The 13,276-nt window shown below is 50.1% G+C and carries 12 protein-coding genes; 6 read left to right on the top strand and 6 right to left on the bottom strand.

Translation table 11 applies throughout. From position 1 onward, the window contains the following. Positions 1-23: 23 nt before the first annotated feature. Positions 24-512: a hypothetical protein gene (locus tag FFB58_RS05380; protein ID WP_097169343.1), complete on the bottom strand. Its 489-nt coding sequence runs from the start codon at positions 510-512 to the stop codon at positions 24-26. Positions 513-806: 294 nt separating this feature from the next. On the opposite strand from FFB58_RS05380, the gene FFB58_RS05375 reads away from it, so the two are divergent. From FFB58_RS05375 to FFB58_RS05360, 4 genes are all read left to right on the top strand, one after another. Beyond that, positions 807-1,007, top strand: coding sequence for an AlpA family transcriptional regulator (locus FFB58_RS05375; protein ID WP_097169344.1), 201 nt, complete (start codon positions 807-809; stop codon positions 1,005-1,007). Positions 1,008-1,119: 112 nt separating this feature from the next. After that, the gene (locus tag FFB58_RS05370; protein ID WP_138369272.1) at positions 1,120-2,232 is read left to right on the top strand and encodes a hypothetical protein; all 1,113 of its coding nucleotides are present in this window, start codon (positions 1,120-1,122) and stop codon (positions 2,230-2,232) included. 552 nt (positions 2,233-2,784) lie between these two features. Beyond that, a complete protein-coding gene (locus FFB58_RS23020) occupies positions 2,785-4,215 on the top strand; it encodes a hypothetical protein (RefSeq protein WP_286172539.1) in 1,431 nt (476 codons plus the stop codon). Between the two features lie 91 nt (positions 4,216-4,306). Then, positions 4,307-5,482 carry a YiiX/YebB-like N1pC/P60 family cysteine hydrolase gene (locus FFB58_RS05360; protein WP_138369271.1) on the top strand — a complete coding sequence of 392 codons (1,176 nt, stop codon included), beginning with the start codon at positions 4,307-4,309 and terminating at the stop codon, positions 5,480-5,482. A gap of 93 nt (positions 5,483-5,575) precedes the next feature. Here the strand turns inward: FFB58_RS05360 and FFB58_RS05355 are convergent, their stop codons facing one another. From FFB58_RS05355 to pth, 3 genes are all read right to left on the bottom strand, one after another. Then, complete coding sequence (locus tag FFB58_RS05355) at positions 5,576-6,772, bottom strand: integrase arm-type DNA-binding domain-containing protein (protein WP_138369270.1); 1,197 nt, start codon at positions 6,770-6,772, stop codon at positions 5,576-5,578. Positions 6,773-6,986: 214 nt separating this feature from the next. Continuing rightward, the gene (gene ychF, locus FFB58_RS05350; RefSeq protein WP_032611353.1) at positions 6,987-8,081 is read right to left on the bottom strand and encodes a redox-regulated ATPase YchF; all 1,095 of its coding nucleotides are present in this window, start codon (positions 8,079-8,081) and stop codon (positions 6,987-6,989) included. A gap of 126 nt (positions 8,082-8,207) precedes the next feature. After that, complete coding sequence (pth, locus tag FFB58_RS05345; protein ID WP_039030723.1) at positions 8,208-8,792, bottom strand: aminoacyl-tRNA hydrolase; 585 nt, start codon at positions 8,790-8,792, stop codon at positions 8,208-8,210. A 274-nt stretch (positions 8,793-9,066) separates the two neighbouring features. On the opposite strand from pth, the gene ychH reads away from it, so the two are divergent. Next, complete coding sequence (ychH, locus tag FFB58_RS05340) at positions 9,067-9,342, top strand: stress-induced protein YchH (protein ID WP_039030722.1); 276 nt, start codon at positions 9,067-9,069, stop codon at positions 9,340-9,342. Positions 9,343-9,459: 117 nt separating this feature from the next. Beyond that, complete coding sequence (locus FFB58_RS05335; protein ID WP_138369269.1) at positions 9,460-10,503, top strand: MerR family transcriptional regulator; 1,044 nt, start codon at positions 9,460-9,462, stop codon at positions 10,501-10,503. On the opposite strand, the gene dauA is transcribed toward FFB58_RS05335, so the two are convergent. Together dauA and prs are read right to left on the bottom strand one after the other, a co-directional pair. After that, entirely contained in the window at positions 10,489-12,165 is a 1,677-nt protein-coding gene (gene dauA, locus FFB58_RS05330; protein WP_171029934.1) for a C4-dicarboxylic acid transporter DauA, read from the bottom strand. The genes FFB58_RS05335 and dauA overlap by 15 nt on opposite strands. Positions 12,166-12,285: 120 nt before the next feature. Then, the gene (gene prs, locus FFB58_RS05325; RefSeq protein ID WP_003856663.1) at positions 12,286-13,233 is read right to left on the bottom strand and encodes a ribose-phosphate diphosphokinase; all 948 of its coding nucleotides are present in this window, start codon (positions 13,231-13,233) and stop codon (positions 12,286-12,288) included. Positions 13,234-13,276 lie beyond the last annotated feature (43 nt).

The following is a 13,276-nucleotide window of genomic DNA, read 5'->3' as shown; positions in this document are numbered from 1 at the left end:
TCTAAAAGATATGACTATGATATTTATTGATACCTTTCATTTGAATCAATCATCTGAATTATTTTATTCGTGTCAGATATAGTTAATATATCCCTACTATTCCAGGTGCCTTCTTCCAGCGAAATCCGCCCGGTCTCGTTGTCAAACACAGGGATTAAATGACCAGCATTATTTAACTCTTCAGCAATTTTTTGACTTATTTTACCTGAAATACGCATGTTCCTAACCTTACAATAGAGTTCATAAGTGGTGACGGATACTTCAGAATGTCGGGGTACCGTATTTTCGAGAAAATATCGGTTAATCAGCTCGGTTACCGCAAGGCTTCTCTTTACTGTTATTGATTCTTCATTCTTCCTAACTATGGTTTGAGGGATGATTTTAAGCAGACGTTCCATCGTCGCTTCATTGAGATTCAGGGAGAAGGCTTTACCGTAACGCCTTTTCAGATTCCCCTGGCGTTTTTCCTGTCTCTGACGGTTCTGCAATCGCGTTTTGTCTTCGTTTTCCATGCCAATCCTGCCTTCATTCAAGGTGCCTGTTCGTCATTATATTAATCAACAAGCCATGCTAGCGTGATCTTCACGTAATAATTCCCAGCGCAGTTGTGTCATCAATGCTCAGAAAAAATGGTAGGTAACTTAACGTGAAGATCATGGTTGATTATGTATTTAACGTGATCTTCACGCAACGTCAAAGCTCAAATACTACAAAAAGCCGTGATGATCACGCTTTTGTCCCTAATTCAGCCCATTTTCATGCTTGTAAATAGCGCAGCTCCTGAAACAGCTCAAAGGAGCACAAGCATGAACACCAACCGTATTCTCCGCAAAAAAGAAGTTCTTCACCTGACCGGGATCTCCGCCGCCACGATGTACCGACTCATTGCGAAAGGGACATTCCCAATACCTAAGAAACTGACTGGCGACAGTGGGCGCGCAGTGGGATGGGGATCAAATGAAATTCAAAGCTGGATTGAGTCGCGCGGGATTAGCAATACGCAGTGATCTGTAAGCCTTATCCAACCCCTGGCATACAACCATATAAGCAGTAACAGTGATGATACCTGCATATGAAAGAGGGGATCACTGTTGCTGCTATGCGCTATCGGAACAGAATATGACGCAACAATTTAATCGTGAACGTGTGACATCTTTACTTGGCAAACATCCTCTGAATATGAATAGTGCAGGCCAGCCTATGTATGGAGGATTGGACAAACTAGCATGTGTCACGGACATGCATGGTTGGAAGAAAAATCTCGAACTCAAGCAGCGGTTGCTTGGTCTTGTCTCTAGTGGTGACTACCTGATCAAAGTTCGACCGGCTGGAAGGGATGAGTGCGGTGGACACTATCGCTGGGTGGTGGAAATCCGACTGAAAGCTAAATCGCGCAAACACCCCATATTGCTGGCAATCCATTTTGATCCAGCCAGTAGTCAACGTGGATTTCAGCGAATGGAACTTAGTCCCCAGCACTATTCTGCGAAACAGATAACTGATTTGTTTGTGTGGCTGGGGCGGAAGGGACGCATCGGTAAGTACCTATATCAGGGATTACGTAATGCCTGGATAACAACTATCCATTACGCGCTGGACGTGGTGGGAATGAAGCTCCACGACTATTTAATCAGGCTGGTTGGTGCAAGGAGCGGCGACTTTAATGATTTGCATGGAGAGCAGGAAGGGTTACGGCTGGGATCTACGACTATCGTCGCGTCAATATATGAAAAGGCCGATGCTCCGGGTGTGGCAACTGAGAGAAGGTATGAACAAGCTGTCCTTCTGCTTGATGAGCAACAGTTCCGGCGTTTTCTGCGGCTGGAGTTGCGTTTATCACCCGGCAAGAAAAAGCTCATGCTGAACAACCTGCTCAGTATGGAGAATCTGGTATCGAAACTCGCATTTAATGACCGTAACGCGCTGGTAGATTCTGAGCTTGAACCTGATTTTTCTCGCCTGCTACGTGAGTATGTTCCTTATCCGGTTGCCAGAGCGGATTACCAGCCTTCAGCAACCCTGAATGGTAAGCAGGTCAGCTCAGCGAAAAAAGCTGCTGATAAGCGCGTTGATAAACTCATGGAGCGCTACCGTGTAGAATTGTTCGATTCAGAGGCTGTATGGGCTATGTTACCGCTTGTGGTGGAAAAACTTGGGATTCTCGCACAACCACAATACTGGCAATTTGAACATCGCCAGAAGTGGCTTCAGTTACGACGAAAACAGGGGTAATTGTGGTTGGACAGGGATGCCGTTTGCTTCAAAGCATGAAGATGGGGACATGTTAAATCAGAAACCTGAAAGATGACGGTTTTAAACCGCCCATCGTTGCAGGATTTTGGTGTGACAGACCAGCTAGCTACCGCTGCTGTTTGGTGTCAGATTCGCATCTCGTACAATGGTAGGGGAAAACCGCCGATGGTTTTTTATTCCAAACATCGGCTTTAGTACCTGGTATTAACCGCAGGGATTAACGATTCTACCCATAACACAGGATCCCTGTTTGTATTTACGATTATGTATTTTTGTTAATTATACCGATTAATGCACTCCTCAAGGTAATTATCAGGTATAACTCTATATTACTCACTATATAGTATATGTATGTCACTGCCATATTAATAGTGATAATCAGCAGCAGCGGAAATAGAGCGAGAAGAGCGTGAGTGTGATGAGTGAATGAGTGATATGAAAAAAATTGGCCTTCATTAAGGTATTCGTAATTGATGTTGTAAAAACAACTGTGTTTCTTGTGTTATGCAACTTTCAATCACGAGGTGTTATGTGGGTTATATTATTAAACGTGGCATTCTGGTTACACTTGATACTTATAATAAGTTCATTGAGGATGTACATAACATACCTTTCATTGGGAAAGATGGTCGCCAGTCTCCGTCATACTATCTGGATATCCAACGGTTTTTGCAGCATCTGATTTGTAATAACTTCCTTTATGCTAAAGACACCCCAGAGAATAATCCATGGACGCAATACTCGCCAATATATAATGAGCTGGGTAAAAAGGAATTACCGTTTGTCTTTAAACAGGATAAATACCTGTGTTGTGACAGGGCGTTAGAGTTGCTGAAAGATGCAGGAATTATAGATATTAAAAAATACTCTTATGGGAATGGGAAAAGCCGTACTTTTGCTTTGTCCAAGGCATACCTCAAACGCTGGTTTGAAAGCTCGCCTGATGATTACAGGCAGCGCGATGACCGTTACATTTATCTGTCTGTGGGTAAGCGTGTTCATAACCAAAAGATCATGACGGAGGAACAACTGATCCACAAAGCGTTATCGCACTTTAATAAGCCCCGCCATGCTACGCGTCACGTATCCCGTGAAACCCAGCAATATATGCGTCAGGTGTATCTCAACATGGGGGCGTTGCGTATCAACCTTGATAAGCTACAGGCCTACGTTCCTGAAAATGAAAGGGAGGCTGCTCTGAAGTCGCACTTCCTCCAGCATCTGGCTGAGCGTGGTTGCAAGATGGTTTCAAGCGTTCCTTTGGTGGTTGAATACTTCCCTGAATACAAACTGGCAGAGCGGGGAACGCGCTCATTTGAGAAGAATGGCGGCTTTCAGGCGTTAAAGGCCGCGATCAAATGGGAAGTTGTTGTGGGTATTAACTACGATATCAAAAGCAGCCAACTGAATATTCTGAAACATGAACTGGAGCGATACGGCATCAAATGTAAGCGGCTGGCAAAGATCACCAAGAAGAAGGTTATGCGTCGGTTCAACGTTGATCAAAAGGCTGCTAAGTTGCTTATCTATACTCGGATTTATTCACTCGGAGAGTTTCGTAAGCACAAGGACAGCGCTGCGTTTCGTAAGCTTTGTGATTTGTATGGCTACAGTGAAGCGGTGTGTGTGGCTGATGAGTGGATTGAGTTTGTTCGGCCCGTGAGAAGGGCGCTTAACGCGTTGGTGTCGCGTTATCTTGATGAGCATGTTAATTGCCCCGGTCGTGGCTGGGCCATACGTAATGCCGTTCGTCAGTCTTTTATGGTTAAACCGGGCAAGATCACTGCGAGTGTTCGTGGGTGTGTTCTTTCGCATATGATTCAGGGTATTGAAAGTAAGGCGGTGTATGAAGCAGTGGTGGCTAATCCAGGGGTATGCGGCTCGATTGAGCATGACGGGCTTGTGACCAACCGTGAGATATGTTGGAGCCATCCTTATCTTGAATTGAAAAAAAAACATTAATATTTATGTCTTATAGATACCAGTGTATGGTAATACTATCTCTTGGTAGGGAATGTTTAATGTATTTATTAAATTAAAGGAATGAATTATCATGATGGATAAAGTAAATGACTCAGATAACTATACAGGGCCACATTTCATTCTAAATGTAGATTATCTGCAGCCGGGCGATATCATTCTTGAGAGGGGGTACGAATGGTATTCAGAAAAGATTTGTGAACAGACCGGTAGTCGATATTCTCACGCAATGATATGCGTTGGTGGCACTATCATTGAGGCAACGCGAGCAGGGGGAGTGTTTAGCCGAATTCCTAATCGTTCAACAGTGCGTGAAATAAACGATTTTTTGGTGTTGAGGCTTAAAAAAACACCTGAACCTGAAGTAATAGAAAAGATATGCAGACATGCTCGTTATCTTGTCGGAAGCCAGTACTCCATATCCGAAGCGCTATCGGTAAAAGGACCACATTTTTTAAAGCAATTTTCTGAAAATAGCAGAAAACAGTTTTGCTCTCGCTTAGTAGCACAGTGCTATAAAGAAGGTGGCATAAATCTTGTCGATGATATTAACTTTTGTTCGCCAGCAGATATTGAAAATAATGACGACTTATTGCACGAAGTCAAGGGGGCAGTCAATCCTGCTTCAGAAGCTGAAGTCCGGCATGCGCTGGAATTAACTCCTCACACAGAGCACACTGGTAATACTGTTAATTTTATTAACAGGGCAATGGATATTTTCAGAAACCATGGTATTAGAATGGTAGGTTCTCCCCATGGTGAAGTAGTTATCACTACTCTAAATGATATTAGTTGGGCATTATATCAAAATAAAGATGTACCAGGGCTTGACGATGAGCTTACCGAGGCTATGTATGCTTCTGGCTATCTTGCCCACATAAATATAGATAGAGAGCGCAATCCCTACAGGTATGATTACACATTATTCAAATTAAATGTTGAATTTGCATCTGGTGGAGATAAAAATGAGCTGTTTGAAATTCTTAGGCAGGAACTAAATAATACTGTTAGTGTTTTTAAACAACGGTTGCAAAGTTATATCGCGGGGCGAGATAATCTTGAAACAGGGCTTAAATATGCAGAGGCTGACTTTCAAGTGCCAAAAGGAATGTTGCTTATAATTAAGGATCGACTCATTATCATTGAAAGGTATTCGGCACAGTTTAAGAATACACAGGGTTTCAAGGAAATTAATGAAATGTCAATAAAATTCATTGGCTATATAAGAGAATATGCCCCTGAACTTTAATATAAAATAAGCGGTTTTTGTCGAGGCACTTTTGATCAACGTCAGTGCCTCTCTTTTTACAGTAAAGTGCAAATGGACGATATTGTGTAATTTTCATTGTTTATTAATATGAAACTTTTTGTCTATGTCTACCCATTCGTCCAATTTATCAGCCCATTCCTGCATCATCACTTTACGCTCATCAAGGTAAGTTGCATGGTTGTATGTGCGACGAACATTGTTGGTATCAGCGTGTGCAAGTTGGGCCTCAATAGCATCAGGCCGATAGCCCATTTCGTTTAAGCGGGTACTCCCTGTGGTTCGGGTTGCATGTGGGCTATAAGTACCACTCCAGCCGAAGCTTTTAAGTAGCTGGCGCAGGGAATGTGATGTCATTGGACCTTTCGGATTATCCCTGCCCGGGAAAAGGTGCTGCCGACGTCCGGTTAATCCTTGTAGCGTTCTAAGAGTTTTGACAGCTTGAGAGGGCAGGGGAATAGCGTGTTCTCTTCGGGCTTTCATCCGTGCTGCTGGAATAGTCCACAGGGCGTTATCAAGATCGAATTCTGACCATTCTGCTTCGGTGGTTTCTGCAGGACGCGCCAATGTCCACCACATAAGCCACATGCAATAGTTAACTTGGTACGAGCCACGACTATTGTCAAAACAGCTTAATAACTTTCCGATTTGCTGAGGATTCAGTGCTTGTTTGTGCTGTGTCTTATTGGCCGGAAGAGCCTTGCGCACGGGCCAGACAGGATCACTATCAGCTCTAAGTGTCGCTACTGCCAACTCGAAAACTGATGAAATTGTTCGACGCGCTTCAGCGGCAACTGTCGGTGCTCCTCGTTTAGCAGTTTCTTGAAGAATTTTGAGAATGTGGTGTGGGGTGATCTCTCTGACCGGGAGCTTACCGATTGCGGGAAAAACCACACGTTCAAGCATATCCAGTCGCCGCGTTTTGGTAATTTCGGCCCAGTCTTTCATCTGCAACCACTCTTTGGCGATCAGCTCAAAGGTGTTGGATGCGTCGTTGACCTTGCGAATCTTATCTAACTGACGAGCCTGTGTTGGGCTAACTCCATCCGCGACCTGCTTTCGCGCTTGCTCGCATTTCTCGCGGGCTTCGGCAAGTTTGACCGTCGGGTACTCACCTAGTGCAAACATGCTGGATTTACCGTTGAGTTTAAACCGATAACGCCAGGCCTTTTTGCCATTGGGTTTAACTTCCAGGTAGAGACCGTTGAAATCATTAAGTCGATAAAGTTTTTCTTTCGGCTTGGCAGTGCGGCATTGTGTATCGGTGAGCATAACGGGGCCTTGTTTATTTATTATACCGTTATTGTACTCACTTAAAATGAAGATGGAAGAATGTTGTACTCATCCATGTACTCATTTTTGACAGCGTTGTTACGAGATGTGTTGAGACATTGTGAAATGAAAAATCCACGCAGTTGCGTGGATTTTGTAGGGTTTTGTGATTTTCATGAGATTCGATGAAACCTCACGAGACAACAAATTTTATTTAGACGTTAAACAGGAAGTTCATCACATCGCCATCTTTAACGATGTAGTCTTTCCCTTCTGCACGCATCTTGCCGGCTTCTTTCGCGCCTTGCTCACCTTTGTAGGTGATGAAGTCTTCAAACGCGATAGTCTGGGCACGGATAAAGCCTTTCTCAAAGTCGGTGTGGATCTTGCCCGCAGCCTGTGGAGCGGTCGCACCGACAGGGATGGTCCATGCACGCACTTCTTTTACGCCCGCGGTGAAGTAGGTCTGCAGGTTCAGCAGCTCATAACCGGCGCGGATCACACGGTTCAGGCCCGGCTCTTCCAGACCCAGTTCGGCCATGAACTCTTCACGGTCGGCATCGTCCAGTTCGGCAATATCAGACTCGACAGCAGCACACACTGCCACCACAACAGAACCTTCCGCCGCCGCGATTTCGCGTACTTTGTCGAGGTATGGGTTGTTTTCAAAACCGTCTTCGTTGACGTTGGCGATATACATGGTTGGCTTCAGGGTCAGGAAGCTCAGGTATTTGATCGCCGCTTTGTCTTCTTCAGTCAGGTTTTTCAGCGCGCGCAGCATGCCTGCGTTTTCGAGCTGTGGCAGACATTTTTCCAGCGCAGCCTGTTCAGCTTTCGCGTCTTTATCGCCGCCTTTGGCTTTCTTCTGCACGCGGTGCAGCGCGCGCTCGCAGGTGTCGAGGTCAGACAGCGCCAGCTCGGTGTTGATAACTTCAATATCGTCAGCCGGATCCACTTTGTTGTTCACGTGGATGATGTTGTCGTTCTCGAAGCAGCGCACAACGTGGCCGATCGCTTCGGTTTCACGGATGTTGGTCAGGAACTGGTTACCCAGGCCTTCACCTTTGGATGCGCCTTTTACCAGGCCTGCGATGTCCACAAACTCCATGGTGGTCGGCAGAATACGCTGCGGTTTTACGATCTCGGCAAGCTGATCCAGACGCGGATCGGGCATGGGTACGACACCGGTGTTTGGCTCGATGGTACAGAACGGGAAGTTCGCCGCTTCGATGCCCGCTTTAGTCAGCGCGTTAAACAGGGTGGATTTGCCAACGTTAGGCAGACCAACGATACCGCATTTGAATCCCATTTCTGAATCACCTTAATATCTTGATATTCAACGCGTTAACATTAACGAGTCGAAGAAAAGTAAAAAACTACGCCTATTATACACGTAAGCCGCAGCCTGCGGGGCAAAAAAGGCGTTTCGCGCCGGTTATTGCGCTTTGAAAGCGTGAAGACGGTTAGTGGCTTTGGTTAAGCCATCCTGCAGCCAGATCTCGGTGCAACGCGCCGCTTCGTCTACCGCTTCGTCGATCAGTTTCTGCTCGGAAACCGGGGGTTTACCGAGGACAAAACCGACAACTTTGTTTTTATCGCCCGGATGGCCAATACCCACGCGTAAGCGGTGGAAGTTGGGGTTATTGCCCAGTTTGCTGATGATGTCTTTCAGGCCGTTATGCCCACCGTGGCCGCCGCCCAGTTTGAATTTAGCCACGCCCGGCGGCAGATCCAGTTCGTCGTGCGCTACCAGGATTTCATCCGGGTTGATGCGATAAAAGGTCGCCATCGCGGCAACGGCCTTACCGCTTAAATTCATAAACGTGGTCGGCACCAGCAGACGCACATCGGCTCCGGCCAGGTTAATGCGTGAGGTAAACCCGTAGAATTTAGGTTCTTCACGCAGGGGAGCGCGCAACCGCTCGGCCAACAGATCGACATACCATGCGCCCGCATTATGGCGGGTGGCCGCATATTCCGCGCCGGGGTTGGCCAGGCCGACAATCAGTTTAATCGTCACGTTTTTGTTCCTGAAAGTGCTAAGACTGGCGCGTAGTGTACTGTCTGCCGCGTCGGTTGACAAAATTCTGCGTGCCGACGCGTAAAAGCTGAATAATACCGCCTTTGAACCATTAGAATTTCATGCTACTCAAAGGCTTATTTGTAAAGTTTTGTTGCACTGAAGTACGTATTTGTGATCGCTCACGCACTCCGCAAAAAGGGTGTTGTCTATACTTTACACACAAGGATTGGGGAGATTATTCCCTGACAACCCAAAGTTCCGGAGGTGACATATGAAACGCAAAAACGCTTCGCTACTCGGTAACGTGCTGATGGGGTTGGGATTAGTCGTCATGGTTGTCGGCGTCGGTTATTCCATTTTAAACCAGCTTCCGCAACTTGACCTGCCGCAATACTTCGCGCATGGCGCGGTGCTCAGCATCTTCCTGGGTGCGGTGCTGTGGCTCGCGGGGGCTCGCGTCAGCGGCCACGAGCAGGTTTGCGACAGATACTGGTGGGTGCGCCACTACGATAAACGCTGCCGTCGCGATCAGCATAAGCACAGTTAACCTGCGACAGCGCGAAAAGCGGTTTCTTCGGAAGCCGTTTTTTTTTGCCTTTTTCCTTGACCCTCACGTAACGTAAGCCCCCAGAGTGACCGTGATGGCGAGATAAAAGGAGCAGCAATGTTAATCCAGGTTGGCCTGTTGGCGAAGAGAGCGGGGATCACCGTTCGCACGTTGCACCACTATGAGCAAACCGGCTTGCTGCTTCCCTCCGCCAGAAGTGCGGCAGGTTACCGTCTTTATACCCTCGCGGATGTACAGCGGCTGCACCGAATCCAGGTGCTGGCCAAAGCGGGGCTGGAACTTGCCGAAATCAAAGAGATTCTCGATCGGGATCCCCGCTCCATGGTGGACGTACTGAGTGTGCAAATCGCCCTGCTGGATAAACAGCTGCGCGGCATACAGACGCTGCGCGAACAGCTGATGGGCCTGCGTGGCGCGATGGCCGCAGGGGCAGAGCCCGATCTGGAATCCTGGTTACAGACGCTGGAGTTAATGACGATGTACGATCGCTGGTTCAGTAAAGAAGAGTTACAGGCATTACCCTTTGCGCAGCAGAGTGACGCCCTGGCCGGGATCTGGGCCGGGCTGGTGGCGGAAGTGCAAAGCCTGCTGGCGGAAAAGGTGGACGTTGCCGACCCGCGCGCCACCGATCTGGCGACGCGCTGGATGACGCAGCTTGAGCAGGATACCGCGAGCAATCCGGCCTTCCTGACCCGGCTGAATGAGATGCACAGCGTGGAGCCACAGATGCGCGAGCAGACGGGGATCAACGCTGAAATTCTGGATTTCATCACCCGGGCGTTTGCCGAGAGCAAGCTGGCAATCTGGGCGCGCTACCTGACACCCGAGGAGATGGCGTTTACCCGCGCGCACTATTTTGATCGCATGATGGAGTGGCCGGCGCTGGTGGCAAAACTGCATCAGGCGAGCCGGGACGGCGTGAGTGCAGATAGCCCGGAAGCCCAGCGGCTGGCAGAAAACTGGCTGGAGCTGTTCCAGTCTTACGCCGGGACGCATCCAGTTACTCAGCAAAAATTCCGCTTTGCGATGCAGCAGGAGCCGCATCTGATGAAGGGAACCTGGATGACGCCTGCCGTGCTTGAGTGGCTCCAGCAGGCGATCGGGATCATGATGCAGCGGAGGATGTCACAGATCCGCTAACGCAGCGTCGCGATCCGGATAGAACGCCAGACGACCCGCAATGGGTTGAACCCCTGCGCGCGCCATCGTGCGCAGGGGCTGGAACTCGAGATTGGTGACCCGCAGTTCGCAGCCTTCCGGCAGACGTTGCACAAAACGCTGGAAGGCGTCCAGCCCGCCGGCATCCAGTACCGGCACCGCGTCCCATTTCAGCACCACGATGCGTTTGCCCGCGATGCGCGACTCCAGTTCGCTGAACAGCCCTTCGGCGGCGGCAAAGAACAGCGGGCCGATCACCCGCAGCACCAGCACGTCATCCGGCACCGTAACGTTCACCGTCGCCAGACGGGTCATGCGGGCGATACGGCGCATAAACAGCAGCGATGCCAGTACAATCCCGACGCTTATCGCAATCACCATATCAAACAGCACCGTCAGCGACATGCAGATCAGCATCACGATGATGTCGTCCTTCGGCGCGCGGCGGAGCAGGTTGACCACTTTATGCGCCTCGCTCATGTTCCATGCCACCATCAGCAGCAGGGCGGCCATGGCGGAGAGCGGCAGCCAGGAGAGCAGCGGCGCCAGCACCAGCAGGGCGAGGATCACCAGTATCGAGTGGATAACCGCCGAGACCGGCGAGGTGGCACCCGCACGCACGTTGGCTGCCGAGCGGGCGATGGCCGCCGTGGCGGTGATCCCGCCGAAGAACGGCGCGATAAGGTTGCCCAGCCCCTGACCGACCAGTTCGCTGTTGGCTTTATGTTTGGTGCCGGTCATCCCGTCCAGCACCACCGCGCAGAGCAGGGACTCAATCGCCCCCAGCATCGCCATAGAAAAAGCGGCAGGCAGCAGGGCGCGAAGTGAGTCCCAGCTTAAGGTGAAGCTGGAGCCGGGCATGTCCCACGGCAGTACCAGTTGGGGCAGAAGCTGCGGAATGCCATTACCCTGCGAACCATCGGCCAGAACATAGTGGAACTGTGAGCCAATCGTCGCGACATGGCCGCCCAGCAGATTGACCACCCCCATCACCGCGCAGCCCAGCAGCAGGGCGGGCAGGTGGCCCGGCAGGCGGATACCCAGCCGTGGCCAGAGGATCAGCGTGCCCAGCGTCACCACGCCGATCGCGGCATCGCCGGGGTTGGCGGTCGGCAGCGCCATCACCAGCGCCCCCACTTTTTGCAGGTAGTGTTCCGGTACGTGGGCCATCTGCAGGCCAAGGAAATCCTTGATCTGCATGGTCCCGATGGTAATGCCGATCCCGGAGGTAAAGCCGAGGGTGACGGAAAGCGGGATGTACTCAATCAGCCTGCCAAAGCGCGCCAGGCCGAACAGAATCAAAAATACCCCGGACATCAGGGTCGCCACCAGCAACCCGGCAAGGCCGAACTGCTGAGAAACCGGATAGAGGATCACCACAAAGGCTGCGGTCGGCCCGGAGACGCTAAAGCGTGACCCGCCGGTCAGGGCAATGACAATCCCGGCAACGGCGGCGGTGTACAGGCCATACTGCGGCGCCACGCCGCTGCCAATAGCCAGCGCCATCGCCAGCGGAATGGCAATAATGCCGACCGTAATCCCGGCGATCAGGTCACGGGTAAACCGCGACAGGGTGTATTTCTCTTTCCAGCAGGCGTCGATGAGGGCGCGGAAGGGAAGAACATGAGAGGAAGCGTTTTTCACAATCATTATCCAGTTGCGCATCATCTGTCATTTCAATGGCAGGTGAAGGAGGCATTAATCATACAAATAAATGCTACAGACAAAAAAACCCGCCGTAGCGGGTTTTCAGACTGCGGCCGATTAGTGTTCGAACATCGCAGAGATGGATTCTTCGTTGCTGATACGACGAATCGCTTCGGCCAGCATCCCGGACAGGGTCAAAGTACGCACGTTTGGCAGCGCTTTGATTTCGTCGCTCAGTGGGATGGTGTCGCAGACGACAACTTCGTCAATGACGGAGTTGCGCAGGTTGTTTACAGCATTGCCGGAGAAGATCGGGTGAGTTGCGTAGGCGAACACGCGTTTAGCACCACGCTCTTTCAGCGCTTCGGCGGCTTTGCACAGAGTGCCGCCGGTGTCGATCATGTCGTCAACCAGCACGCAGTCACGGCCAGCGACGTCACCGATGATGTGCATCACCTGAGAAACGTTAGCGCGTGGACGGCGTTTGTCGATGATCGCCATGTCGGTGTCATTCAGCAGTTTGGCGATAGCGCGAGCGCGAACCACGCCGCCGATGTCCGGAGAAACCACAATCGGGTTGTCCAGGTTCAGCTGCAGCATGTCTTCCAGCAGGATTGGGCTGCCGAATACGTTATCAACCGGAACATCAAAGAAGCCCTGGATCTGCTCGGCATGCAGGTCAACCGTCAGAACACGGTCAACGCCTACGCTTGAGAGGAAGTCAGCAACAACTTTTGCGGTAATTGGCACACGTGCGGAACGGACGCGACGGTCCTGACGGGCATAGCCAAAGTAAGGGATTACAGCAGTGATACGGCCAGCGGAAGCACGGCGCAGGGCATCGACCATGACAACCAGTTCCATCAGGTTGTCGTTAGTTGGAGCACAGGTGGACTGGATGATGAAAATATCACCACCGCGTACATTTTCGTTAATTTGTACGCTGACTTCGCCATCGCTAAAGCGACCTACGGCGGCGTCGCCAAGAGAAGTGTACAGGCGGTTGGCAATACGTTGTGCTAGTTCCGGGGTGGCGTTACCAGCAAAAAGCTTCATATCAGGCACGAGAAGAACCTCAGGCATGCGTCCAGTGGTGGATAGTGTCGCC

This window comes from Enterobacter sp. MF024, assembly GCF_005843915.1.
Taxonomy (GTDB): Bacteria; Pseudomonadota; Gammaproteobacteria; order Enterobacterales; family Enterobacteriaceae; genus Enterobacter; species Enterobacter barmai.
The sequence above is the reverse complement of the archived record's forward strand: the minus strand, read 5'-3'. Positions and strand labels throughout refer to the sequence as shown.

Bases quoted from the DNA above. Each gene is read 5' to 3' on its own strand.
- FFB58_RS05355 (WP_138369270.1), bottom strand. From the start codon at position 6,772: ATGCTCACCGATACACAATGCCGCACTGCCAAGCCGAAAGAAAAACTT.
- ychF (WP_032611353.1), bottom strand. From the start codon at position 8,081: ATGGGATTCAAATGCGGTATCGTTGGTCTGCCTAACGTTGGCAAATCC.
- FFB58_RS05380 (WP_097169343.1), bottom strand. From the start codon at position 512: ATGGAAAACGAAGACAAAACGCGATTGCAGAACCGTCAGAGACAGGAA.
- FFB58_RS05360 (WP_138369271.1), top strand. From the start codon at position 4,307: ATGATGGATAAAGTAAATGACTCAGATAACTATACAGGGCCACATTTC.
- FFB58_RS05335 (WP_138369269.1), top strand. From the start codon at position 9,460: ATGTTAATCCAGGTTGGCCTGTTGGCGAAGAGAGCGGGGATCACCGTT.
- FFB58_RS05370 (WP_138369272.1), top strand. From the start codon at position 1,120: ATGACGCAACAATTTAATCGTGAACGTGTGACATCTTTACTTGGCAAA.
- ychH (WP_039030722.1), top strand. From the start codon at position 9,067: ATGAAACGCAAAAACGCTTCGCTACTCGGTAACGTGCTGATGGGGTTG.
- FFB58_RS05375 (WP_097169344.1), top strand. From the start codon at position 807: ATGAACACCAACCGTATTCTCCGCAAAAAAGAAGTTCTTCACCTGACC.